The sequence below is a fragment of the Thermogemmatispora tikiterensis genome (assembly GCF_003268475.1).
Lineage (GTDB): Bacteria > Chloroflexota > Ktedonobacteria > Ktedonobacterales > Ktedonobacteraceae > Thermogemmatispora > Thermogemmatispora tikiterensis.
On the sequence record NZ_MCIF01000002.1, the window covers coordinates 4,994,139 to 5,019,351 of the forward strand.

Annotated in this window: 18 protein-coding genes, 1 CRISPR repeat array and 1 riboswitch; of the genes, 5 read left to right on the forward strand and 13 right to left on the reverse strand. The window is 62.8% G+C overall.

The window, feature by feature from the left end:
• Positions 1-15 precede the first annotated feature (15 nt).
• Together A4R35_RS19995 and A4R35_RS20000 are read left to right on the forward strand one after the other, a co-directional pair.
• Positions 16-3,465 carry a pPIWI_RE_Z domain-containing protein gene (locus A4R35_RS19995; RefSeq protein WP_112432518.1) on the forward strand — a complete coding sequence of 1,150 codons (3,450 nt, stop codon included), beginning with the start codon at positions 16-18 and terminating at the stop codon, positions 3,463-3,465.
• On the forward strand, positions 3,465-6,320 hold the full coding sequence (locus A4R35_RS20000; RefSeq protein WP_112432520.1) for a pPIWI_RE module domain-containing protein: 2,856 nt from the start codon (positions 3,465-3,467) through the stop codon (positions 6,318-6,320). The genes A4R35_RS19995 and A4R35_RS20000 overlap by 1 nt, the downstream gene beginning before the upstream one ends.
• 113 nt (positions 6,321-6,433) lie before the next feature.
• Here A4R35_RS20000 and A4R35_RS20005 read toward each other — a convergent pair whose 3' ends face one another.
• From A4R35_RS20005 to A4R35_RS20015, 3 genes are all read right to left on the reverse strand, one after another.
• Positions 6,434-7,984, reverse strand: a complete 1,551-nt coding sequence (locus A4R35_RS20005) for a purine-cytosine permease family protein (protein WP_112432522.1) — start codon at positions 7,982-7,984, stop codon at positions 6,434-6,436.
• Positions 7,985-8,221: 237 nt separating this feature from the next.
• A riboswitch (TPP riboswitch) is annotated at positions 8,222-8,356 on the reverse strand.
• Positions 8,357-8,654: 298 nt separating this feature from the next.
• Positions 8,655-9,562: direct repeats of the CRISPR family, unit length 37 nt; unit sequence CTTTCAGTATCCTCAAGCGGATCGACCCCCCTGCCAC.
• 720 nt (positions 9,563-10,282) lie between these two features.
• Positions 10,283-10,567: a hypothetical protein gene (locus A4R35_RS20010; RefSeq protein ID WP_112432524.1), complete on the reverse strand. Its 285-nt coding sequence runs from the start codon at positions 10,565-10,567 to the stop codon at positions 10,283-10,285.
• Between the two features lie 82 nt (positions 10,568-10,649).
• Positions 10,650-11,879 (reverse strand): tetratricopeptide repeat protein, encoded by a 1,230-nt coding sequence (locus tag A4R35_RS20015; protein ID WP_146747278.1) that lies wholly within the window; start codon positions 11,877-11,879, stop codon positions 10,650-10,652.
• A gap of 227 nt (positions 11,880-12,106) precedes the next feature.
• On the opposite strand from A4R35_RS20015, the gene A4R35_RS20020 reads away from it, so the two are divergent.
• The 3 genes from A4R35_RS20020 to A4R35_RS20030 all read left to right on the forward strand — a co-directional run bounded on the left by A4R35_RS20020 (position 12,107) and on the right by A4R35_RS20030 (position 13,479).
• The gene (locus A4R35_RS20020) at positions 12,107-12,598 is read left to right on the forward strand and encodes a response regulator (RefSeq protein ID WP_112432528.1); all 492 of its coding nucleotides are present in this window, start codon (positions 12,107-12,109) and stop codon (positions 12,596-12,598) included.
• Positions 12,599-12,674: 76 nt separating this feature from the next.
• The gene (locus A4R35_RS20025) at positions 12,675-13,049 is read left to right on the forward strand and encodes a LuxR C-terminal-related transcriptional regulator (protein WP_112432530.1); all 375 of its coding nucleotides are present in this window, start codon (positions 12,675-12,677) and stop codon (positions 13,047-13,049) included.
• The gene (locus A4R35_RS20030) at positions 13,015-13,479 is read left to right on the forward strand and encodes a hypothetical protein (RefSeq protein ID WP_112432532.1); all 465 of its coding nucleotides are present in this window, start codon (positions 13,015-13,017) and stop codon (positions 13,477-13,479) included. Before A4R35_RS20025 ends, A4R35_RS20030 begins: the two co-directional genes overlap by 35 nt.
• A 79-nt stretch (positions 13,480-13,558) precedes the next feature.
• Here A4R35_RS20030 and A4R35_RS20035 read toward each other — a convergent pair whose 3' ends face one another.
• From A4R35_RS20035 to A4R35_RS20080, 10 genes are all read right to left on the reverse strand, one after another.
• Positions 13,559-15,247 (reverse strand): hypothetical protein, encoded by a 1,689-nt coding sequence (locus A4R35_RS20035; protein ID WP_112432534.1) that lies wholly within the window; start codon positions 15,245-15,247, stop codon positions 13,559-13,561.
• Between the two features lie 272 nt (positions 15,248-15,519).
• Positions 15,520-16,179 carry an urease accessory protein UreG gene (gene ureG, locus A4R35_RS20040; protein ID WP_112432536.1) on the reverse strand — a complete coding sequence of 220 codons (660 nt, stop codon included), beginning with the start codon at positions 16,177-16,179 and terminating at the stop codon, positions 15,520-15,522.
• Between the two features lie 75 nt (positions 16,180-16,254).
• Entirely contained in the window at positions 16,255-17,988 is a 1,734-nt protein-coding gene (gene ureC, locus A4R35_RS20045; protein ID WP_112432538.1) for an urease subunit alpha, read from the reverse strand.
• Entirely contained in the window at positions 17,985-18,365 is a 381-nt protein-coding gene (locus tag A4R35_RS20050; RefSeq protein ID WP_112434358.1) for an urease subunit beta, read from the reverse strand. The genes ureC and A4R35_RS20050 overlap by 4 nt, the downstream gene beginning before the upstream one ends.
• A gap of 99 nt (positions 18,366-18,464) precedes the next feature.
• The gene (locus tag A4R35_RS20055; protein ID WP_112432540.1) at positions 18,465-18,767 is read right to left on the reverse strand and encodes an urease subunit gamma; all 303 of its coding nucleotides are present in this window, start codon (positions 18,765-18,767) and stop codon (positions 18,465-18,467) included.
• Between the two features lie 103 nt (positions 18,768-18,870).
• Positions 18,871-19,830 (reverse strand): urease accessory protein UreD, encoded by a 960-nt coding sequence (locus tag A4R35_RS20060; RefSeq protein WP_112432542.1) that lies wholly within the window; start codon positions 19,828-19,830, stop codon positions 18,871-18,873.
• A gap of 121 nt (positions 19,831-19,951) precedes the next feature.
• Entirely contained in the window at positions 19,952-20,716 is a 765-nt protein-coding gene (locus tag A4R35_RS20065) for an urease accessory protein UreF (RefSeq protein ID WP_189362091.1), read from the reverse strand.
• Between the two features lie 340 nt (positions 20,717-21,056).
• On the reverse strand, positions 21,057-22,727 hold the full coding sequence (locus A4R35_RS20070; RefSeq protein WP_112432546.1) for a hypothetical protein: 1,671 nt from the start codon (positions 22,725-22,727) through the stop codon (positions 21,057-21,059).
• A gap of 536 nt (positions 22,728-23,263) precedes the next feature.
• Complete coding sequence (locus A4R35_RS20075; RefSeq protein ID WP_112432548.1) at positions 23,264-24,184, reverse strand: class I SAM-dependent methyltransferase; 921 nt, start codon at positions 24,182-24,184, stop codon at positions 23,264-23,266.
• 564 nt (positions 24,185-24,748) lie between these two features.
• Positions 24,749-25,168 (reverse strand): hypothetical protein, encoded by a 420-nt coding sequence (locus tag A4R35_RS20080; protein WP_112432550.1) that lies wholly within the window; start codon positions 25,166-25,168, stop codon positions 24,749-24,751.
• Positions 25,169-25,213 lie beyond the last annotated feature (45 nt).

Here is a 25,213-nt window from a genome sequence, read left to right on the forward strand (position 1 = left end):
CGAGGGAAGATGACAATGCGCGATCTTTCGAAACAATGGAAGATGGTAGAGAAGAAGCTGCGGGAAGCGCTGTCGAAGCTGAGCCAGCTCGCGCAAGCTGCCGAAGAAGACGGAGCAGCAGCCCCGTTGATGGTCGATGCCCGTCGCCTGGCCGAGGTGGAGCTGGGCCTGACCCTGTTGAGCGAGGTAGCGCCGGCGGCCTCTGCCCGGGCCCTATGGGTGCTTCTGACTGGCTACTCATTCGCCTTGCCTGAACTCCACTCTTCTCATCAAGAGCATGTACAGATGATCGGTGTAGCTCGCCATCTATTGCTGGCCTATAAAAATGCCCGGCACTGGGAGCGGGCCTTAGCGGACTATACCAGGGTCAGCGAGCTGCTGCGCCTGTACGATGTGGATCTCCAGACCGGGCGCTATAGCCGGCGTCCGGTCAGCCTCTATCCCGAGCGGCTGGCGCTCTATCAGCAGCTCTGCCGCCAGCCGCTGCCCCATCGCGAGCGCAAGCTGCGCCTGGCCCCGGCTGGGCGCTACCTCTGCAGAAGCGGACGTCGACGTACAACGGTCATCATCCCGCCGGATCTAGCGCTGCCTTCTTCCTGGCCGCCGGGCCATCGACTTCCCGAGCGGCGCCAGCACGAAGCGCTTGCGATTCCCTGGGCCGAGCTCCTGGAGACTGCGGAGTGGCTCGATGAGCAGGAAGCACTGCATCAGCTCGCGCCGCGGCAGTGGCGCCGCGCGCTAGAGCGTATTCAGCTCTATCTGGCCCCCGATGAGAACAGCGAATTTCAAGCGGCGGATGTCCTGCGACTGGAGGGAGCCCTCCACATGGTAGGTATGGTAGGGACTGGCAAGACCACCTTGATGGACGTGCTCGCGGTTTGGGCGGCGCGGCGAGGCAAGCGCATCACCCTGGTTGTCGGAGATGTAACGAGCCTGCTGGAGCGGGTCCAGTACTTTCGCAGCCTGGGCCTGAGCGCGTCGCCCGTGCTGGGGGCGACAAACCGTGTCAAGCACCGGAGGCAGCTGCATCAAATGCTCTCATCTGTCTATAGCGAGCACCCCATAGAACAGGAGCATATGGGCTTTGATTACACCAGCAGCGCCTGCCTGCTCAATGGGCTATGTAGCGAGGCGTCGCCGCCACTGGACACCGATGCCCCGCCCTGTCTGACGCTGCGAACGGCGGAGGAGGAAGAGCCGGAGCCAGACGGAGAAGGCGAAGAGGACCGGGCCCATGCCGGCGCAGAAGAGGATGAGCTGGTCCAGCTGGGAGAGGGCCAGCGAGGTCGCAGCTATGCCTGCCCTTTCTATGGCGCCTGCCCCTCCCATCTTGGGCAGCGCGAACTGGTTGAGGCGGCCATCTGGGTCGCCACTCCCCAGAGCCTGATCTACACCAGCGTTGACCCGCAGCTCTGTCCTCCCCATCTGCGTTTCCTGGAGCTGGTCTATCGCCTCTGCGACCTGGTGGTCGTCGATGAGGCTGATCGCGTCCAGGTGCAGCTTGATGAGCTGTTCAGCCCGGCGTTGACCCTGGTAAGTAAGGGGGGCGATTCCTGGCTCGGAACCTTGCTCAACAAGGTGCCGGCGGCGCTCTACCGCGAGGGGCTGGGACAGGTGCGCGATGAGAGCGTGCAAGCCTGGGTCAGGCGCCTCCATCGAGCCAACGAGGCGGCGGTGAGCATCTATGGCCTGCTCCTGCGCGAGCGGGCACTCATGGAATGGATCACCAGACAGGGCAGCTACTTTAGCAGCCTCACGCTTCTCGAAAAACTGACTGTTGCTGTCTGTGGTATCTCAAGAGCTCTGGATCAGGCTGAGCAGGAGAGACGCTATAAGGAGTTCTGGCCGCCGCTGGCCCGCTTCCTCGACGATCCGCTAGGGGAGCGCGGCGAGCATGAGCTCGCGGCTCTAACGCGCCAGGTCATCAGTCTGCCAGACGATGAACGAGTGCGCGAGCAGCTGCGGCGCTGGCTCCAGCGGCAGCCGTTCGTCTGTCTAGACGAGCAGGGTCTAGAGATCTGGACTGTGCGTCTGCAGTTTGCCCTCTTGCTGGAGGTCCTGGCCGATAGCCTGGATGCCCTGATCCACGATTGGAGGGAGATGGAGGCTCTCTTTGGCCTCGAAGGCAGCAGCGCGACGCTCTTCTACAGCCCACCGCCCGATTACGCTCCCCTGTTACCAGATGCCCCAATGGGCAACATCCTTGGATTTCAATATGTACGCTCATCCGAGCGCGCCTCAGAGCCGGGGGAGCTGCGCTTTTTCCGCTGCATGGGCGTCGGGCGCTGGCTCTTGCTGCACCTGCATGACTTTCTGGCTGCTGATGGGCTGGCGGGTCCTCACAGCCTGCTGCTCTCGGGGACAAGCTGGGCGGGCACCTCGCCGATCTATCATCTGCAGCTACCGGTCCAGGCGATCCTGCTACCACCGGAGGAGGAACGCCTGGCCATCGAAAAGAGTGACTTTGTCTATCGCTTCGCGCGCCTGGAGGAATCAATGGAGGCGGCTGCGGTCTCGGGCTTTCAGGGAGAGGAGCGTCTCAGGCATCTAGAGATCGTGCTCCGAGATCTGGCGCGACACGAGCATCTTGCTAAGGAGCGGCTGCCGAGCTCGCTGGATCGGCTGCGGGCTGAGCTGCCCGAAGGACGGCAGCGCATTCTCCTGGTCGTGGGCAGCTACGCGGAGGCCCGGCATGCCTATCACTACCTGCTCAACCAGGGATTGATAGCCCCGGGTGAAGCTGTCTACCTTGTCCCCGACGATGCCATCTTCGAAAGTCAATGGTCGTGGCAAAGCGATGATCGGCTGCCCCGTGGCCTGGTGAGCGAGTTGAGCAAACGCGACGCCTGGTTGCTCATTGCGCCTCTCCAGGCGATTGAGCGGGGCCACAACATCCTGAACGACGAGGGGAAAGCTGCGCTCGGGGCCGTCTGCTTCCTCGTGCGCCCGCACCCGCGGCCCGATGACATTCACTACCTGTTGCATAGCATGAACCGCTGGGCGATCGAGCGCTGTGCCGATACCAACTGGCTGCGCCGGCTCTGCGGTTCCGAGCCAGCGGATCTAGAGACACTCGGCAAGCGCTTCCGTCAGCGAGCCTTTGCGCGCTGGCAGCACCTCTTGCATCTGCGCCTGCGCTACAGTTCCCTGCCGAAGGAGGAGCGTCAGGCTCTGACCTGGACGCTGCTGGTCTCGCTCTGGCAGGTCATCGGGCGCCTGGTGCGTGGCGGCTGTCCGGCCCGCATCTTTTTCTGCGATGCGCGCTTTGCCCCGCGCCAGGCGGCCACGGGCGAGAGCGACTACGAACATACCAGCCTCATCAAGGGCATGCAAGAGGTACTCCGTCCTTACTTTGAGCCAGATGACACACAGGCTATTCCTCCTCGTGAGAGGCATCTGGCTCAGATTCTCTATGGACCCCTTTATTATGGCTTGAAGGGCATTGAAGAGAGGGAGCACTATTGATGGCCAATGACACAGTATTGCAGCCGATAGCCTTTTGCCTGGCGAGCGACAACGCCGCCGTCAGAGAGCGGCTGGCTTCTCATCCTTTCTGGGTGTTGGAGTTCCCCGAGGACCTCAAGCGCCGCCTGCGTGAGGTCCAGAGTCAGATCGTCGGGCGTGCGCCGGAGGAAAGCACTCCTCCCCATGTGGTCCTGAATCAGGCAGCGCGCCTGCTGATTCCTGACTTGATCTCGATTACCAGCCGTATCACCGATAGTGGTGTGCAGCCCTGGCTCTATGGTTTTGTCGACCAGGAGCGGCCTGCGGAGCCGCCAATAGAGGGCGTTCTGCTGCAGGCGCTGCTCAGTGCCTGGCTGCGCACCGTCTTTCGTCCTCTCTTCCCATCGCCCGCTCTCATGGATCTGCTCCAGAAGGTGCAGACCTTGCCTCTCGGCTGGAAGCGGGAAGAGATCGACCTTTGCTACTGGTCGCAGGCCCCGAATGGGACGGCTCGACCGTACCGCCAGGTTGACCAGCGCTGCATTCAAAATGGCTTTGTGCTCATGCCCGATCTGGTGGCTACCAGACTCTCGGCCTTAGAGCTGGCAGGTGACCACACGCGACGCTTTCGTTTCAAGCGGGCGCCCCTGGCGCCGGGCCGACATGGCTGCGAGCTGATTTCCTGGCCGCCGCAGCAGGAGAGCAGGGGGTCCCAGACCTGGTATTGGTCCATCGTGATCACGGTGACCCTCCAGACGGTGCCCTTTCAAAGCTATCCCCAGCTACATATCAACCTGGGCGTTCGACGTTGGGTCTCGCAGCCGCTGAAATACACGCCGGCTGAGACCATCAGCGCCTATCTGCTGGATAGCCTGCCCTGGCTCGCCGCCGACCAGCAGCGGCAGTGCTTTCAGGTAGCGCCGATTGTCAGGCGCAATCGCAAGGCTGGGGAGACGCCCGAGAATGGCAACGGTTGGATTGCCGAATATAGGTGGGCCGATTCGCTGGTTGCCCTGCTCAACGATCTGCACTGGGCCGAGCTGCTGCCTGATCCGCAGCAGCTCATCCAGCAGCCGACCGAATGGTTAGAGCGGGCTCTGACGGGTAGAAGCCCGCAGGCTGCGCTTGTCTTTCGGACCGGCATGAGGCCGGATCATGGGGAGGGAGCGGGCTTCTCTCTCAGCGATCGTTGTTTCATGGTGGAGCAGATCGCTGAGCTGCTGGCCCCGGATTTCGTACTGCGCTCGCCGCTAGAGCGCTATGGGGCGCGGCGCTTCATTACGCACCCGTCCAATCCTTTCTTCCCTCAAGAGAAGCAAGATCGGGAGCCGATGGCCCAGATGAAGGTCTGCGCTGAGCGTCGGCAGGCTGTGGCGGAAGCACTTGGGGACGGGCAGGCCATGACCATTCTTGTGCGCTACCAGACCGCGGAGGTGCTGCAGGCTGTGCGGCTGGCTTTGTATGAGGTGCTGGGCTATCCTCTGGAGACAGCTGAGGGAACGGTCTGGACAACACCAGAGCTGACGCTCACGGTGCGCTATGAGCCGCTGGGCGAGATCGGGAGGGCGCTGGGAATCAAGGAGCGTTCGCGGGGGCAGGCTGCCGAGCACTGGCGTCTGAAGATTCAAGAGCGAGCTGAGGCTATAGCGCAGACCTTACCAGAGGCGGCTGGTCCCTATGGGGTCATCATCGAGCTGCCTGATGCCTACTTCTTCCGTCACGATGGAGATCCCAAGGCCGCCCTACGTTTGGGCTTCGCCCGCAAGGGCTACCTGACGCAGTTTTTGACGTCGCCGACCTCTGACAGGGAAGAAGAAACCTCTAAGGAGACGCTGCAGGAGCGGGCCAGATCTGCCGTCCGTGATCTTCTGCGGCAGTGTGGCGTTCTCGGTGTGCCGCCGCGGCTGCTCCCCAAGGCCAGGGTCCACAAGCTGCCTTTCCAGATTCCTGAGCCGCTGCACTACCTGGCCGCCTGGGTCATTCACCGCAATCGGCGCGGCAGCGAAACCCATCTGCCCCAGTATCTGCCTGTCGTGGTCTACCTGCGCTCCGATAGCCGGCTTGTGCTGGTACGCGCGCCTGGCTTTGAGGACTGGCTGCCCTATCGCGAGGCTGCCCTGCAGCTCGCCTGCCTGGAGCAGGCCAGCCAGCGCGATCGCGAGGCCGTGCGTCAGTTCCTGTTCAAGACGCTGCATACGCTCCTGCCGACGCGCGGGGAGACCATCCTCTTCTGCGATGCCTGTAACCTGCGTCAGTCCTGGCCCTGGTTGGGGAACGAGCGCATCACAGCCAGTCTGCCGCCAGAGCTAGAGCGCTTTCCGCAGTTGCGCATTGTCCGCGTACGCAGTGCCTCGCCCGAAGTGCCCGAGTGGTATGCCTTTAACGCAAAGCGGCAGGCTCTGGGCAAAGATCCGTACCTGCTCTCGCAGGGGCTGTTCCGCGACGCGACGAATCCCACTGTCTTCTATAGTGTGCAGGAAAAGCCGCCCACGGCGCACCAGAGCAAATATAGCTCGAAGCTCTCACTGCGCCCGTTTGAGAAATTGGCTACGGAACGGAGTGCGCATCAGCCTTTCGACGCTCCTGGGGGAATGGCCTGGAATCCGCGCATCGTGGAATTGACCATAGCCCGCCAGGGCCATGAGCAGCGCCCTGATGACGTACTAATGTGTGCAGTCGTCGCCCACGAGCTGCGCGCCCAGATGGCCGTTCAGTTTGGATCGCCAATGATCTTGCCCCTGCCACTCCACCTGGCGCGCCAGCTCGAAGAGTATACGTTGCCGCTCCGCCCAGCTGAGCTACGCACGTGGCTAACCTCCGAGGCTGAGGCCGCAGAGAGAAGCGGCGAGGAAGGCGAAGACGAAGGCGAGGAGTAAATAGCCCTCCTGAAGAAGACGGTGGCCCAGTCCGGTTCGTTCGGCCCGATCCGTTCCGGTCGGGTCGGAGCAGTGCGGACGGGGCCACCGCCTCTGGCTGGTCGTGAGCTTACTTAGCTGACTGCTGCCGTCTCGGCGGTGCCAGCGGCGGGCTGCTGGCGCAGATGGGGCAGGTTCAGCAGGAGGTAGAGCAGGCCGCTGACAACGGCCCCAATGATGCCACTCAGGTCCATGCCGCCTAGCAGGTGGGCGAATGGCCCCTGCCAGGGCTGGCTTAGCCAGGGCAGGGTGGCCGAGCCGATGAAGGGGATGGTAGCGGCGAAGCCCACCAGCCAGGAGAGAACGGCTCGCCAGGCCACACCGCCGCGATACCAGTAGCGCCCGGCTCGCCCGCGCGTCAGCTCTTCGGCAGCGTAGCGCCCGCGGCGCAGCAAGAAGAAATCGATCAGGAGCACAGCGGCCCAGGCCGGCACCCACAGGTAGGTCAGCAGCAGGAAGTCGATGTAGACATTGAGGAAGCGATTGACCAGCTCGCTGTAGGTCTGGGCCTCGCTGAAGCTGAAATGAGAGAAGAGGCCGATCCAGAAGACACCCAGCGCTCCGACGATGCCGCAGAGGAGAGCCGACCACCAGCGCCGCAGGGGGATGTCCATCGCCAGGGCGACCAGGCCGGCGGTGTAGACGTCGAAGTAGTTGGCCCAGATTTCGCCCAGGACCACGAAGAGCAGAAAGGGGACCAGCAGCCAGCGCGGCGCAGCCCCGGTGATGACGCTTAAGAGATCGGGATTGGCCGGGTTGATGGTGGCCAGGGCGACGCCCAGGATGCCCAGGAGGGCCGTGGGCAGACCGATGCCCAGGCCGGCCCACCAGGCGATAGGCCCGGGACGCGTGCGCGAGGGCAGGTAGCGCGAGTAGTCGGAGGCAAAGGGTATCCAGGAGGCGATGAGGGCGTAGATGAAGCCGCCGCCGGTGACGATGGCCGCCAGGCGCGCCGGCCCGTGAACTGTGGTCGGCAGGCTCCAGTTGATGCGCGGGAAGAGGACAATGAAGAGTAAGAGGCAGAAGGCCATGAAGACGATGGCCCCGTACTTTTCGAAGACGTGGACGGTCTGGTGCCCGTAGACGGCGACGATCACGGAGGCGATGAGGACGAGGCCGATGGCGATGAGGGCGGTCTGCGGCGTTCTGGGGATGCCGATCAGGCTGGCGAGCTGCACGAGGGCCCAGCCGCCGATGACGCAGTCGACGGCGAACCAGCCGACGGCCATCAGCCAGGTGAGGAAGGCGCCCACGTAGGCACCACGGTGCCCGAAGACGGCGCGGGCAAAGACCATTTGCGGGGTGCCGGTGCGGGCGCCGGTGGCACTGGTCAGGCCGTGCAGGACGGCGGCCAGGGCAGAGCCGATGATGATGGCGATGGCGCTATCGAGCAGGCCAAGCTGTCCCTGGCTCAGGCCCAGGACGAGCGGGGCACCGATGGCCAGGGCGCCGGTGAGGAGCGATAGATAATTGGCCATTGCTCCGGCCCAGACAAGCGTCAGCTCGCGGGCGCTGCCGTGGCGGTCGGCTTCGGGGATCGGCTCCATGCCGTGGCGCTCGACTTTGAGAAAATCATCGGCTTCTACGCCTCTTACCTGCAGAATGCTGCTGTCCGGCTGTTCCATGCTGTTCGCTCCTTCTCTGGATGTGGCTGACGTGGGCTGGCACGGGAGGCCGGAAGGCAAGGGCCGGGCCGGCTTGGGTGAGTGGACTTGAGGCGCCTCCAGCTGCCCTGGTCAGTGGTCAAGGCCCTGGGACCGAGACCTACGCAGGGAGCGGTCGCGGCTCGTCTCACGACAACGGGGTGCTGGCCAAGAGAGCGCCAGCACCCCGGGGATGGCTCTGCTGCTTCGATGCTGCCTGGCGGCAAGAAGCACGCTCCCTGCGCTGGCATTACCCAGATCAGGTTCTGGCGGTCGGTGACGGTGCCATCTGCCGGAGTGCAGCGGCTGGTCACCCTCTCAGCCCGGCTCTCCCGAGCTCCCGTGACTGCCTGTTTTCTTCTCTACCTGCAACGGTGTTGCTAGATACCTGTATAGCAGATTGCTGCAACCACGTCAAGGAATAGTGGCGCGATTCTCGCCTCCACTTCATCAGAGAGTGCCCCACATAGCGCTTTGCCGGGCGTGAGAGAAGGGAAGTACTGCGGGGAATGGACCATTGTGGCCATACTCGCAGTGCCTCCGGCCTCGGCTGGGCGTCAGAGCAGCGAGTATGGCCACTGATGAGGGGCTGACCTGCTGCTCAGCGCTCCTGGCAACCTGGCGTAGTGCCTGGAGATGCTATACTGCCTGTCTTTCAGTATCCTCAAGCGGATCGACCCCCCTGCCACCTTCAACTCTCCAGAGCAGCCCAGCGCCAAAAGACAACTTTCAGTATCCTCAAGCGGATCGACCCCCCTGCCACGGTCAGCCAGGTCAGCCAGGCTCATCTAGTGGTGACTTTCAGTATCCTCAAGCGGATCGACCCCCTGCCACTGACATTTTGCGCAGTAGCGCGATAGATATACAGCCTTTCAGTATCCTCAAGCGGATCGACCCCCCTGCCACAAAACGGATCGGCTCAGCCAGTGCTTCTCGCTTCACTTTCAGTATCCTCAAGCGGATCGACCCCCCTGCCACAGCCGCTCCCATTGGAGGCCGGGGACTCTGCAGAACCTTTCAGTATCCTCAAGCGGATCGACCCCCCTGCCACCTGTAACACCAACCGCCCACACAACCCGCTCACTCCATCCCTTTCAGTATCCTCAAGCGGATCGACCCCCCTGCCACCTGGCTGTGTAGTAGTCGCGGTCGGCTTCCTTTCAGTATCCCCAAGCGGATCGACCCCCCTGCCACCGAATGTCCCCGGCTCAGCCAGATCCGTCCCGTCCTTTCAGTATCCCCAAGCGGATCGACCCCCCTGCCACTGGGGTTCGCTGCGATGGGCATCAAGGCCCTTGGCGCTTTCAGTATCCCCAAGCGGATCGACCCCCCTGCCACGGTGAATGCATCAGACGGCCCCGGAGCCTGGAACATGCTTTCAGTATCCCCAAGCGGATCGACCCCCCTGCCACCTAGAGAACTTCTTACTTGACTGTCGCCGTTTTGCACTTTCAGTATCCCCAAGCGGATCGACCCCCCTGCCACATGATATATATCTCTATCTCAAAAGTGGGAGTAGGGTACTTTCAGTATCCCCAAGCGGATCGACCCCCCTGCCACCGCAGCCAGCGAAGCAGGGTCGGAGATACTTCTCACATATCTTATAACGAACGAGGCCCCATTTTTGGCATCTGAGAGCCTCGTTATTTCCCTCCTCCAGCCACCAACATCTATCGTATCACGACCTTTCTCGAAACTCGTTTTTTGCAAGCCGCAAGGGGCGAGTTTCGAGAAAGCAACAACAGATTTCTCATCATAAAAGCAGCAGAAGATGTGCGATTCTGACCTAATGCGGTCAGATTCTGACCGCATTAGGGTGGTACTCTCGGAGAGTTTCGAATCGGCCTCTCAAATGGGCCATTTTTTGGCCAGGCTCCCTTTCCTCCCTCTATCTCTCCCAAAAACAAAAAGCGCGCAGGCCAGGTCCTACCCGCGCTTACCCCCACCCTGGGAGCAAGGAGCCACAAGATGAGGAGGCAAGGAAAGCCATATTCGCGGTCTGTCGGACCGTGCTGCGCGTGGCCCTCAGCCGCGCCGGCTACCAGGTCCAAACGTGCAGCGACGGCCTCAGCGTCTGGGCGGCCTGCTGTGAGTCGGCAGAGAAACAAAAAGGCAGACGCTGGCTGCCCTGGCCAGAGCCTGTCGGAGGGAGCTCCTCAGCACCGTGGCCCCTCCGCATCAGCCAGAGGCTGGACCCCGATGGCCAGCGCCTCCCGCTAACACTCTCTCAAAAGGAGCAGCCGCTCAGCCAGGCCCCAGAGGGAACGGGTTTAGCCCTGATCAGGCGTCTGCTCTGGCACAGGTATGGCCAGCAAAGCGCCGCCGCACTGCTAATAGCTCTTCAGCAACCAGATGCCCGTCGACCAGGGTCAGCGACTGCAGCACCTGCCGACAGGAAGCACAGCGAGCCGTCAGCCGGTCTACGGCAGGCTCGCGTTCCAAAAGCACATAGGCATCTGGTTCGCTGCCGCCGGTCAGCCAGCGAACGACATCCGGCCCTTCCGTTCGGAGGCGCCAGGCATTGGCTTCAAGAACGTGATGAATCTTCTCTTCGGCGGGTGACATAGATTCCCCCCTCATCCCATATACCCCTCAGAAAGCCCAACGGCAGCAAGATCCTGGTTGGGCCCGTCAAGACTGCGTGCTCTCAAACAGGGCGGCTGAGTAACTGCTCTAAATCGCGCAGAGCATGCAGTGGCGCCTTTCCCTGACACTGCTGATACAAGCGCTTGATACGCTCCTCCTTGGTAGGCAGGTTGAGCGCGCGGGCGATGCGCAGGGCGTCTGTGAGAACGTAACAGCAGCTTTCCAGGTCCCCCTGAGCAGAGTAAGTATCAGCCTCTGCCAGCAGCAAATTCAACTGCCAGCGTGTCATACCTGGTTGCAGATGTTTGCGCGCCACACCGAGAGCTGCCAGTGCCTCATCGTGCCGACCAAACAGCGTGAGGGCCTGGGCCTTCTCGATGGCGATGCTGGTCAGATCTGTTCTCACGAAGCTGCCGTCTGGGGTCAGGTTCCCTTTGCGTGCAATGCGGGCAGCCTCCTCGAAGTAGCGCAGGCTCTGCTGTTGCCGGCCCCGATCTGCTCCGGCGACATAGCTGAGAGCCTCCCCAGCCATCTGGAGGCACTTGCCTTTGAGGGGGTCACGCGCGAGGTCGGCATACGGTAAGGCGGCAGCAGCGTCCTGCCAGGCAGACTCGTAGCGTTGCAGTCCTATGTAGACCCGAGCACGCCGTAGATACGCTGCCGCCAGCAATTCAGGATGGTTGAGCCGATTGGCAATCTCGACAGCCTGGGTAGCCCACTCTAGAGCCTGGGCCCGGTCCTGGCGGTCACGAGCCACGACCGATGCAAGCTGATAGAAGCGGCAGCGGAGTGCATCGTATTGATCCCGCTTGAGGCCGCTGGCGTGGGCAAAGTCGCTGTTGAGCTGTCCGAGTGCCTGCTGAATGCTCTGGGCGGCCTTCTGGATGCTGCTGGTGTAGTAGAGTTCCCAGGAGAGAGCCAGCAGGCTTTCGTAGGACTGCATCATCTGACCGCTGGCCAGTGACTCGATCCCCACGGAAGAAGAGGCCAGTTTGAGGGTTCCATCGCCGCTGGCGAGCGTGACGGAAGACAGGCCAAGCAGAACGGGCGGGATCTGGAGCACTTTGGCCAGCAGGATGCGGCGAGAAAGCAGCTCTGGCATTGTCTTATTCTTCGGACTCTTAAGCATGGTGACGTATCTCTCTGTGCACTGTAATCGGCGTGCTAATTCCTCTTTCGAGAGTCCGCTGAGCGCGAAATAATAGGCAATGACTTCCCCCGTACAGGGCAGATTATTCTCCCCTGGACTAAATCGCCCATACACATACCACCAGTAGTATGGTTGTTCCATACAACTCGCCTGTCTTCCAGATAGAAGCACCTCCTGAGCACAGTATAGCTACTCCGGGCAACAATTTCAATCATGCAATGAGGTAAGAAGGAAAGGAATTTTCCTTTTTGGGCAGGCACCGATTTACTCCTCACTTAGATTGCACTATGTTAGATGTAGCACTGTAAAGAAATGCAATCAAATATAGTACGCTTGCTTAGCGATAAGTGGAAGGAGGCGTGGACATCATGCGCCCAGGACCCACCATTCTCGTAGTTGACGATTCGCCGGTCTGTCGGACCGTGCTGCGCGTGGCCCTCAGCCGCGCCGGCTACCAGGTCCAAACGTGCAGCGACGGCCTCAGCGCCCTCTCGACGCTGGCCAGCCCCGGAGCACCCCCGCCCGATCTGCTCCTGCTCGACTGGCTCCTGCCCCACCTCTCCGGTTTGCAATTGACCTGGCTCCTGCGCCACCAGACCCGCTATCCCCAGTTGTCTCGCCTGCCCATTCTGATGCTGAGCTGCCGTCACAGCACCCTCGACCGCCTTAAGGCCCGCCTGGCCGGCGCCTCCGCCTTCCTCCCCAAGCCCTTCACCATCGCCGACCTGCTCGCCACCGTCCAGCACCTTCTCACCCTCGCCCCTTCTCACCTGCCTCCCTCGTCGGTCCCCCCTTCCGCTCCACCTCTCCCCCCGGCTCCCTGGCCACTTTCCCCACCCTCGTTCTTCCCTTCATCATAGACAGCTTGCTTGATCATCCCGACAAGATGATGTTCATTACTACCTGTATTCACTCGCTGAAGGAGGAAGACACCTTATGGCTCTTATCTGCCGACCCAGGGCCGACGACCAGCAGCGACGACCTCTAACCATGCGCCAGTGGCAGATCGTCCTCTTGCTGCGCCGCGGTCTCTCCCGCCAGGCCGTTGCCGCTCACCTGGGCCTCGCACCTCACACCGTCGCCGTTCACCTCTCCCTGCTGCGCCAGCGTCTCTGCCTCTCCCGCCACTGCGACCCATTGGCGCATGTCCCCTGGGAGCAGTGCCCGCCCGATCTACTCGCCTGGTGCCAGAACGAGCCAGGCCGTCTGGGCCGGCAGGCCCAGGCAGATTGCTCAACCGGAGAGGAGGTATCAAGCACAAAGGAGGAAACCGAACATGAAGATCCGCCAGCGCTCAACGCCCGGCCTTGAGCTGGTGCGGCGCATACAGGAGCAGGGGCCGACACTGACGCCCACCTCCGCCAGACAGGGCGAGTCGCCGGCAACCTGGCGGCATCTGGAGGAGGCGGTCGCGACCCTGGGTCAGAGCGAGGAGCAGGCCGAGGCAATGGAGCATGTACGCGAGGTCTGGCAGGCCATCGCGGCGGCGCGGACCCATCTGGCAGGACTGCCGCCGGCGCGGGCCTGGCAGATCCTCCTCTGGCCCTTCCGCCGCGAGCTGGCCGCTCTGGCTCTGGCAGCCTCACCGGATGAAGCTGCTGAAGATGAGGCGCCGGCCTTCGCTCTGCTGCAGACCACAGACGGCCCACCCGATGCCCGTACCTCGCGCGAGGAGGAGGCCATGCCAGACCAGGACCCCAGGACGCGCCGTCTCGGTGGCTTGCCTCGTCTCATTGAGTGACGTTGAGCTGAGGCGGGCTGGCGTCCCAGTCTGGCTAGCTAGCCAGGTGACTGGTTGGCTGACTGTTCTGCTGGGTAGACTATTCGCTCTCGAAGCCGAAGTCTGAGAATTTGAGCGTGCGACAGTTCTCCTCGACGATCTGGCGCTTGTGGGACGGGAAGCCGTCGGGGAAGGTCGCCTGTATCTCCAGGGTCACCTCGACTCTGGCTCCGGGCAGGCTCAGCAGATGCTGGATGACCTCCGTGGCGATGGTGCTGGCGCCGCTGGAGAGATGCCGGGGATCAAGCGAGACGGCCCCGTGGAAGCGTTGCGCTTCTGGTTCGGGGGCCGGCGACGCTGCGCCGCCGACGGTTGTGGGGGTGTAGGTCGTGCTCCCGGGCAGGCTCTGCTCGCGGACTGCGGGAGAGGCCTGAACCACCGAGGGCGTACCGCCAGCGGTCGCGGGCGCGCTCAGCGTACTGGCCGCCGTCTGGGCCAGGCGCGCGCGCTCGGCTTCGGCTCTGGCCCGCGCCTCGGCCTCTAGCTGGGCGGCGGCCACCTCCGCCTTGACCAGCAGGCCGGAAGGCTGCACCTGCTCCTTGCTCATGGGCTGACCGGCGCGCAGCCCCAGGTAGCGCTCACGGCTCTCATCCCAGCTATCGGCATAGGCAAAGCTCTCGTCGCGCCACTGTACCAGGGCCACGCCCTCTGCGATGGCCTGCCGCAGGACCTCGGGACTCTTGAGGCGCTTCAGGTAGAGATAGCGCCCGTAGAAGTCCAGCAGCTCCCTGACGCTGACGTGGTTGCCGCGCCAGAGCGGAATGCTGTCCAGTTCTCGGCGCAGCCAGGTCGGGGCGTAGCGCTCGACAAGCTGCTCGCTGTCGCGCAGGGTGGCGCTCACGGTCTGGGCGATCTGCTTCGGCTCCTGCCCGGTCATCTTCAGCTGACGCTCATCCAGGTGGATGCTGCCACTATCGCGGGCGTTGCTCTGTTCGGGGGTGAGCAGCCAGCAGTAGCTTTCGGGAATGCGCAGGTTAACCGTCCGATTGGCCTCCTGCTGCTTGCCCTGAGCCTGGTTGAGCTGGGCGAGGTCCAGGTTGAGGCTCTCGCTATCGTCGCAAATGCCTTTCCAGGCCAGGAACTCGCGAATGCCCTCCTTGAGGTCGTCGATACGGTGGCGATCGGCGGCCAGGAAGACCAGCGTGTTGCAATACTGGCGGCGCCCGTTGCCGTGCTCCTGCAGCAGGCGGTAAGCCTCTTGATAGGCTCTGCTCTGGGAATCTTTGGCGCCGTGGGTGCAATTTGGTCCCAGGATGACCAGGGCGACGCCGTTGTTCTCGTCGGGGACATTGGCGCTGCTGGTGGGGAAGACGTGGATACGGGCGAAGGCGCCGCGCTGCTTGGGACTGTTGAGCGCTCCAAGGCGCTGCTCAAGCTCCTGGGTGATCTCATAGTCCTGCACCTGGCGGGCGCGATCGTGGGCCAGACGCGTGATACTGACGCGCGTGTCGTACCAGTAGCGCTGGCCATCGTACCAGAGGTGGGTTGAGCGGTTGGAGAGGTGGCCCAGGGCGTCGCTGAAGGCCGGGATATTTTCGCCGGGCATGACGCAGCCAAGCTTGATTTCGCTGACCGTCAGGCCGCGGTTGGGGCTGTGGACAGTAGGCGCGGTGCCCAGGTAGAGGGTGCGCGCCACGCGTCGGCTGGCGCCCAGGTGGCCCAGGTTGGGATACTCGCCGTCGAGGCGCAGTGGCAGCGAGCCGGGGCCGTCGACATCGTTGGCGATCACTGGACGCCAGTTATCTTCAGGGAAACAACGAGGCTCTCAGATGCCAAAAATGGGGCCTCGTTCGTTATAAGATAAGAGAGAAGTATCCCCGACCCTGCTTCGCTGGCTGCGGTGGCAGGGGAGTCGATCCGCTTGAGGAATACTGAAACGAGGATACTGAAAGGAACCAGGCAGAGGAAGAAAGAGCCAGAGCAAGACCACCGTGGCACCCGCCGCGGCCTCGCTCTGGCTCCCGTTCCAGCAGACCAACCGAGCTGACAGAGGAAGGGGAACTACCGTTCTGAAAGAAGATGGCGCTGTGACCCGCGCGCCCGCGCCAGCTGCTCCTCCAGCCAACCGACCACCGCATCCAGCCCCTCGCCGCTGCGCAGGTTCGTAAAAACAAAAGGACGCTCACCGCGCTGGCGCCGCGTATCACGCTCCATCACCTCCAGCGACGCCCCCACATACGGCGCCAGATCAATCTTATTGATCAGCAGCAGATCCGAACGCAGAATCCCCGGCCCACCCTTGCGCGGCATCTTCTCCCCCTCAGCCACATCGATCACATAGATCCAGACATCCACCAGATCGGGACTGAAAGACGCCGCCAGATTATCCCCACCGCTCTCGATCAATACCAGCTCCAACCCCGGCAGGCTCGCCTCCAGATCGGCGATCGCCTCCTCGTTCATCGACACATCATCACGGATCGCCGTATGCGGGCAGCAACCCGTCTCTACACCGCGCACCCGCTCCGCCGGCAACGCCCCCTGCCGCAGCAAAAACTCCGCATCCTCGCGCGTATAAATATCGTTCGTCACCACCGCCAGATTATAGCGCTCGCGCAGGCGCCGACTCAGGCAATCCACCAGCGCCGTCTTACCGCTACCAACCGGTCCAGCAATGCCCACCCGAAAAGCTCGCCTCATCGGCTCAAGTGACTGACTCATCGCTGCTCCCTCCTTTGCTGCATTCCGTGGCTAGACACCAGACAGACACATAGCCCCCACAATAAGAGATCACCATCAGAACAAAAAGTAGCGCTGCGCCAGCGGCAAGACACGCGCCGGCTCGCAGGTCAACAGCTCCCCATCGGCGCGCACCTCATACGTCTCAGGGTCCACCTCGATCCGCGGCGTCGCCGTATTGTGCACCATATCCCGCTTGCCAATGGCGCGGCAGCCCTCAACGGCCACCGCCCGCTTGCGCAGGCCCAGGCGCTGCGGCACCCCGTCCTCCAAGGCCGCCCGCGAAACAAAGGTCAGACTCGTCGCCGCCACCGCCGAGCCAAACGAGCCAAACATCGGACGATACAGAGCCGGCTGCGGCGTCGGAATCGAGGCATTGGGATCGCCCATCACGCTCCAGGCAATGAAGCCACCCTTAATCACCATCTCGGGCCGCACCCCGAAAAAGGCCGGCTTCCACAAGACCAGATCAGCCAGCTTCCCCGGCTCGATCGACCCGATCTCTCGCGCCACCCCGTGCGTAACCGCCGGATTAATCGTATACTTCGCCAGATAGCGCTTGATCCGGAAATTATCGTTGCGTCCCGAGTCCTCGGGCAGCGGCCCGCGCTGCACCTTCATCTTGTGGGCCGTCTGCCAGGTACGCAGCACCACCTCGCCGATGCGCCCCATCGCCTGCGAATCGCTCGACATCATACTGATCACTCCCAGATCGTGCAGAATATCCTCCGCCGCGATCGTCTCCGGACGAATGCGGCTCTCGGCAAAGGCCACATCCTCCGGCACCTGGGGATTCAGATGATGGCAGACCATCAACATATCCAGATGCTCAGCCAGCGTATTGACCGTATAAGGCCGCGTCGGATTCGTCGATGACGGCAGCACATGCGGCAGGCCCGCCACGCGAATAATATCGGGCGCATGGCCGCCGCCAGCCCCTTCCGTATGGTAGGTATGGATCGTCCGCCCGGCAATGGCCGCGATCGTCTCCTCCACGAAGCCACTCTCATTCATCGTATCCGTATGGATCGCCACCTGCACATCGCAGATCTCAGCCACCCGCAAGCAGGCATCGATGGCCGCCGGCGTACTGCCCCAGTCCTCATGCAACTTCAGCCCGCAGGCCCCCGCCCGAATCTGCTCCAGCAGCGGCCCCTCCGCGGCGGCATTGCCCTTGCCCAGGAAGCCGAAATTCAGCGGCCAGTGCTCAGCGGCCTGCAACATGCGCGCCAGATACCAGGCCCCCGGCGTACAGGTCGTCGCATTCGTCCCCGTCGCCGGGCCTGTGCCCCCGCCGATCATCGTCGTGATCCCATTGGCCAGCGCCTCATAGACCTGCTGCGGCGAGATGAAGTGAATGTGACTATCGATGCCGCCCGGCGTCACGATCAGGTGCTCGCCGGCGATCACCTCCGTACTGGCCCCGATCACCAGCTCGGGATCAACCCCCTCCATCGTATCGGGATTGCCCGCCTTGCCCACCTTCACAATGCGCCCATCCCTGATGCCAATATCGCCCTTCACGATCCCCCAATGGTCGAGCACAATGGCATTCGTGATCACCAGATCCAGCGCCCTCGCCTGGCCTGGCCCCGCCTCGCGCAGCGCCTGGCTGCTCTGCCCCATTCCATCGCGGATCACCTTCCCGCCACCAAAAGTCACCTCATCGCCATAGACCGTATAATCGCGCTCAATCTCTATCAACAAGGCCGTATCGGCCAGACGCACGCGATCGCCGACCGTCGGCCCATAGAGATCAGCATAGGTGCGACGTGGCAGCGATAAACTCATAGCCTGCCCTCCTCGCCAGACCGCTGCCCCTCGGCGTCGGCGGCCTCCCCTGCCGGCGCCGGCGGCCTTGCTTCCAGGGGCCCATTGACCTGGCCGCGATGCCCGTAGATCGCCCGCCGGCCCCCGAAGGCTACCAGTGTCACCTCTTTCTCCTCGCCCGGCTCGAAGCGCACCGCCGTCCCGGCGGCAATATTGAGGCGCATCCCATAGGCGGCGGCGCGCTCGAACTGCAGGGCCGGATTGACCTCGAAAAAGTGGTAGTGACTTCCAACCTGTACCGGACGGTCGCCGCTATTGCGCACCCGCAGTCGGGCCGTGCGCCGACCAGCATTGAGCACGACCTCCCCGTCGGCCAACAGATAGGCCCCGGGCGCCAGGCCCTCCAGCCCCGACGGTCCTGACCCTGGCCGAACCTCACCGTCTTCAGCAGCTCCCATTGCGAGACCTCCTTTCTCCCTCCCGGCTGGTAACCAGCGCTAGCGGATTGGATCGTGAACCGTCACCAGCTTCGTCCCATCGGGAAAGGTGGCCTCGATCTGCACCTCCTGGATCATCTCAGGCACACCCTCCATCACATCGTCGCGCGTCAGCACAGTCGTGCCCAGCGTCATAATCTCGGCCACGCTGCGCCCATCGCGCGCCGCCTCCATCATCTCGGCGGCCAGCAAGGCCACCGCCTCGGGATAGTTGAGCTTCAGACCGCGCGCCCGCCGCTTGCGTGCCAGCTCAGCCGCCACCACAATCAAGAGCTTCTCCTGTTCGCGCAGCGTCAAATACATCGAGCGACAAACCTCCTTCCTCCTTGCCTTGCTCAGCTCAGGCAGATGCCCGTCATATCGCCTATCACCCCGGACTGCCCTCCAGGGCAGCCCGCAGCCATCATCAGTAGATCTTGCGCGGCAACGGCACCGCGCTCCCATAGAGGCGCAGCCGCGCCAGGCGCCAGAACTCCGGCAGCTGGTGACCGAGCGTCAGCCCCTCCTGGGCCAGCCCGCGCACCACCAGCCCATCAGCCGGCAGACGGCTCACACCCCAAACGCAGCAGCCGGGCCGACTCAGCTCCTGTGCCAGCGCCGCCAGCTCTGCTTCCAGGTCGGCCCAGCGCTGCGGCGGCTGACCTGTGCGGCACACGTAGAGGCTCGCACAGTAGCGGTACGGTCCCAGACGCGCCAGCGAGAGCGGCGGCCTGGCGGTCGGCTCCAGGCGGAAACGCTCGATCGCCAGCGGACACCCGGCGCTCGTGATTGTCAGCAGCAGCTCAAGCCACTCATAAGTAAAGCACTCGCCGCGCGCCACACGACCCGGCGCCACAATTTCCCACCAGAACAGGCCGGCATCCTCCGCCAGCGCAATCGTCACCTCCTGGCGATAGCGCGCCCCAGCAAAAGGGATCAAGGCATCGGGCAGATGCTCCAATAAAGCCCCGGCGCCGACCTGGACCTGCCAGCGCTGCAGAGCCGGGCAATCAGCGGCGCGCGGACGATAGAGGCGCGTCGCCCCTGTCGACGTGAGCATTGCCCGGGCCCCAGGCCCGACCTCGATCGCCAGCTCGCAGCGATCGCCGCCCAGGACACCGCCCGAGAGATTGTGCACATGTACCAGTGCCCCACCCTCGTCCGTCGAGAAAGCGCGCACCACCTGCAGCGGCGGTCGCTGCTCTTGAACGAGAAGCCGCGACCGGCCCGTCGCCCGCTCGTAGCCGAACCCCAGCCGCAGCCAGCCAGCCACAGCCTGGCGATATCCTGGCGTGTCAGGCTGCTCCTGGCCTTCTCGCTCATCAGATTCTGCTGCCGGTTCCTCCTCAGTGGCCTCCTCGCGCGGCTCACTTCCCAGCGCCTGCATCCAAATCCTCGCTCCTTCCTGACCTGACCATTGCTGTGTCTACCATCTCCTCTCTCCTCAACCCGCCGCCTTGTTCAATGCCCGACCCGGCTGCCCGCGCGGGCCAGGCGGGATGGTGCCCCTAGCTAATAAAGAGGCGCGTCTCCAAATACGGATGGCGCAGACTGCCCAGCTCCACCAGAGGCGTCCATTGCCACGGCTCCTCACCCTGCTCCAAATAGCCCAGTGCCTGCCCTGTCACTGCCAACAGCGTCGGCTTCAGTTGCCACAACAGCGACATCGCCCGTCGCTGGCCCAGAGGCAACAGGCGCTGACACGCCGCCAGCAGGGCGGCTAATTGTTGCTGCAAAAAGGCGGCCAGGGCCACACGCTCATTGATTCCCAGCAAGCCGCAGAGCAGACCAGCGGCCAGCGCATAATGACTCACGCCATCCTCGCGCAGCGCCATCTGCTGAGCCAGCGTCAAACGCTCCTCGCTAAACCAGCCCTGCACCAAGTGCAGCAGGCGGCGCCCCATCATGATGCTCGCCTGGCGGCTCTCGCGAGCCAGCTTGAGCGCGCTCAGCTCCGCGTTCAGCGCCCGCCAGCGTACCTGGAACTCCCCCGGCTCGGTCACCTGTGCCAGGCGGTGCCCGCGCCCGAAAAAGACCCCCTCCAGCAGGCCGGCCTCCGTCAAATAAGCCTGCAAAAACTCCTCTAAGGTCTCCACCGTCAGCAGCTCCTCAGCCACCAGCGTCTCCAGACCAAACGAGTGCGCGCTGCCCCCCACAGGCAGCGCGCTATCGCACAGCTGCAGCAACTGCAAGACCTGCAACGGCTCCAGGTCCAGACGCAACCCATCGCGGGGTGGCCCCGCTAGCGGCGGCTCACCCAGCAAAGCGGCCATTGACGCACCTCCTTTCGTCTCCTTACTCTCAGGGCCACAACGCAGAGCAGGCCCATCTATCAACAACAAATAGAGAGGCGGGATGCGGTCGGAGCATGCCATTGGGGAGGAGTGGGCAGGTCAGTTCAGCGCGGTTCACCACGCGGCCTCACAGCAAGCACATCCCACCTCTCTTCTATGCTACGCCAGTCCCCCAAAAACCGACCCACTGGCAGGCGGTCAGCCAGTCCAGTCGGCCTGGCAGCCAACGCAACGACCGAGAGACAGACCAGGCGACCGACTGACTGACTGGCTGACCGTCATACCAGTCCTTTGCTTTCCCTCCCGCGGAATAGCGAAGCTAGGCCGTCGCCTTACACAGATCGTGACAATCCTTCTCCAAAGTGCAGCACAGCGAACAGATCGTCCCCTCGTGGAATGGACAGAACGTTGTATCGGGCGCCTCATAGGCATCGGCGCAGACCGAGCACTGCAGCAGCGGCAGCTCCCCTTGACTGCTCGTGCTCGTATGGGCCGCGGCGTTCTCGCGCGCGATATAGTACTTCCCGCGCGTCAGCACCGCCAGCAGTGGCGAGAGCACGAAAGCGATCACCAGGGCCAGGAAGGGCGAGAACGCCTGCGCCACCGGCCCGAACAGCCCGAAGAAAGCCAGCACCGACAGCACCGAAGCCACCAGCGTCGACCCGAAGCCCACCGGATTAATCGTATACAGGTGCGCGCGCTTAAACTCGATATAGGGAGGACTCAGCTTCAGCAGCGGCTTATTAATCACCAGGTCCGCCACCACGGCCCCGATCCAGGCGATGGCCACATTCGAATAGAAGCCCAGGATCGTATTCAAGAAGGCGAACATATTCAGCTCCATCAGCAAGAGGGCGATGCTCACATTGAGAAAGAGCCAGACCACGCGCCCCGGGTGACGGTGCAAGATCCGCGAAAAGAAATTCGACCACGACAGCGAGCCGGAATAAGCGTTCGTCACATTGATCTTCACCTGGGAGAGCAGCACGAAGAAGGTCGCCACCGTCAAGGCCAGCCACGGATTGGGGATCAGCACACTGAAGCCCTTCAGCAGCTGCTGAATTGGCTGATCGGCCAGCTGGGCCCCCACCTCGGCGAAGATATAGAAGGCCAGAAAGGCCCCGGCCAGCTGCTTCAGCGCCCCCAGGATCACCCAGCCCGGGCCAGCGCTCAACACCGCCAGCCACCAGCGACCGCTATTCTCGCGCGTCTTATCCGGCATAAAGCGCAGATAATCGGCCTGTTCCCCGATCTGGGCAATCAGCGACAGCGCCACGCCGGCGCCAGCTCCCACCTCCAGCGGCACCAGGCTGGCGCCCGTCGGAGAGAGACCGCCGAAGTGCGTCCAGGCCGCGAAGGCCCCCGGGTCCTTCCACAGGATCGCCAGGAAGGGCAGCACATAGAGCACCAGCCACAGCGGCTGCGTCCAGGTCTGCAACTTCGCCAGCAGCGTCATCCCGAAGACCACCAGCGGAATAATCAGCAGCGCGCACACCAGATAGGCCCACGGCAGCGGCAGGCCCGTATAGAGATGCAGGGCCTGGGCCATAATCGAGCCTTCCAGGGCGAAAAAGATAAAGGTAAAGCTCGCATAGATCAGCGACGTCAGCGTTGAGCCAAGATAGCCGAAACCGGCCCCGCGCGTCAGCAGATCCATATCGATGTTATAGCGAGCCGAATAATAAGCGATCGGGATGCCCGTTAAGAAAATCACCACAGCGGCCAGCAGAATAGCGGCCACCGCGTTACTGAAGCCGTGGGCGATAATAATGTCGGCCCCGATGGCAAAGTCGGCCAGATAAGCGATCCCTCCCAGGGCGGCGCTCGCCACCGCCAGCGTTCCCCACTTACGGAAGGAGCGCGGCGCATAGCGCAGCGAATAGTCCTCCAGAACTGGATTGTTCACTAACAAATTGAAACGACGCTTCGGTTGATCAGCGGTAGAGAGAGCGGTAGCGGCGACTGGTGTTGCTTCCGTTTCTTCAAGCATGCGCAGAAGCCTCCTCATCTGCTGGCAGCTGACATAACGGGTCGACAGCGGGCGCGCGACCGACAAACCAGAGCGATGGCCGGGTAATCTGAACCAACCGACCAACTGGCTAACGACCAGGGCGCCCGGAGAGCGCTGCGCGCGCGATGCAGCGCATGGCCCGCAGCCTCGCAGGTGCCGCGCCGTCAGAGCGGCAGCGGAGAGAAGCAGCGACCTCGCCTATGAGAGGAGCCTCGGCGCGACGCACCAGCTCGCACCGTCCCTGGTTACCGCGAGCCACCGGAGGGGAAGCGCTTCGCGTTGCTTTATATAAAATGCACAGAGAGCGCGCCGTTGCGGCCTCTGTAGATCAGTATAGGGCCAAAGAGTAGAGGAAGCTATGGCCAATTTAACGCATAAGGGGACGAGGGTTTTGTGCATGATGCATGAAGCCGTGTGGGAGGGGAAAGAGGGTGAAGCGGAGCCAGACCAGGCCAGGCGTGTGCCCCCAGTTCTTTCCCCTCGGACTGCGCCAGAGCGTTGCGCAGCAGCAGCCGTTAAGAAGCCGGCGGCTTGCGACCGACTGTCACATGGAACTGGAAAGCGGTCTGATGGGAAGCCCACTCAGCCGGGAGGGCTTCCAGCATCCGTTGCCACTCCTCGCGGGCGATCAGAGAGGCCATGCGCTCGCTCAAAGCATGGAGCAGCGCCAGCAGATCCTTCTGCAGGAGGCGCCCGCCCTGGCCACCCCCTTCGCCCAAGACAACGCTGTACACATACTTCTCCACCTCAACCGCCCCGGCCTGTTGCAGGTACATCGGCAGATGCTCGGCGATATAGGGATCAAAGCCCCAGCGCTCGAAAGCGCGGTCCAGGAGGCCGCTGACTCGCAGCGAGAACGGGCCTGGACGGTGGTAGTAGCCGCCGGTCTCCGTCAACTGTAGCCAGCCGCCTGGCCTGGTCACGCGCACCAGCTCGCGTACCACTGCTGACCACGAACGGGCGGGGATAGCCGAGATCAGCAAGCGCTGATGCACCAGATCGAACGAGTTGTCGTCAAAGGGCAGCCCCTTGAGCACATCGCTGTAGAGAAACTGCACATTGATGGGCGTTGTGGGCAGTCGCTCCGGCGGCTCCACATCAACCCCGATAACGCGGCAGGCGGGGAAGCGATTGCCGACTTCGCGCGCCCAGAGGCCGGTACCGCAGCCGACATCGAGGATTGCCTGGGGATACTTTTCCAGCGGTGTGACGATGTGAACCTTCTGAACGCTCATCAGGGCATAGTGCTGAAAGTTGAGACGATCGATCTCTGCCTCATCCTTAGGCAGCAGGTAGGGGACGTCTTCCAGGTAGCGGCGCTGGAACCGAGCAGCACTCTCCTGCTCCGCCGGCGGCTGGGCCAGTGTCGGGGCATGGAGAGCGCGGGCCGGCGTCGTGGGCCGCTTGCGACGCAGTAGACCCCAAAATGGCATCATGGCCTCCTTTGCTCGACCGAGTGACTATTTGTTTGTTGTGTCGCTATCTCAGTTTGTTTGCTTGTTCGCTCGCTGGGAGTCAGTACAGCGATGCTGGGTTTGTCTCTCGACGAAAGAGGGGATCGAGGAAAGCTGCGGCTCATCGTCCCGCAGAGAGTATAGCGTACGGCGCCATCAAAGGGAAGAGATCGCGCACAGCTGGCATCTGATACTTCTTGCACATTTGATCTTTTGTTTTGGAGAAAGAATACTTTTGGAGTAGTAAAACCGAGAGAACAGCGAGGGTACGATTGGGTGAGAGTGAGTGAGCGGGTGGGTGGAGGCCGGCAAAAGAATAAGGGGAAGACGGGGTGCCAGCTCGTCTCCCCCTTATTACCCAGAAGCTTCTGCTACCGGGAGATCCCTGAAAGGGCGGGTGCAGCCTCATGGGGAGAAGGCTGCACAGGAAACGGGTAGCGCTACAAGCTGCTCGTCGAGGTGGATCTGCTTGCTCGCGGCCACCCCCGCTTCCTTTCGGGTCTATATATAGAACGAACGAGAACCCCGTTTGATATCAGTTCGCAGTCAGGAATTTCCCGCTTTACCGTCCAGACTGTCGAAAAAATCCTGGAGGGGCCAGGGAAGAGGTTGCGGCTGAGCGTCTGGCTGTTGAGAGTGGGGGTGGCGTAGGCGGGTGGGGGCTATGGCGGGGGCTGCCGGTAAGCGAGCGGGGGCGGTGGCGGTCTCTGGCCTGTCCGCCCTGACTTGTTGCCAGATTGAATCGACTTCCTGGGCCACCAGATCCAGGAAGGAGGCCAGGCTCAGCTCCCGAGAACCCCTTTTCTCTGCGGCAGTGTCAGTGATGAGCAGGCTGCCGCAGAGAGAAAAGACCCGCAGTGCCTGGGCCTGAGCCAGGACAAAGCAATCATTACGTGAGAGAGCGGGCAAGCGCTGTTCAGAGATCGCTTGCAGGGAGCGCAGGCGCGTGGTTGTGACCTTGATCATAGCTGGCTCTCGCTCCTCTTGTGAAAGCCCCTTCCGAAATCTGAT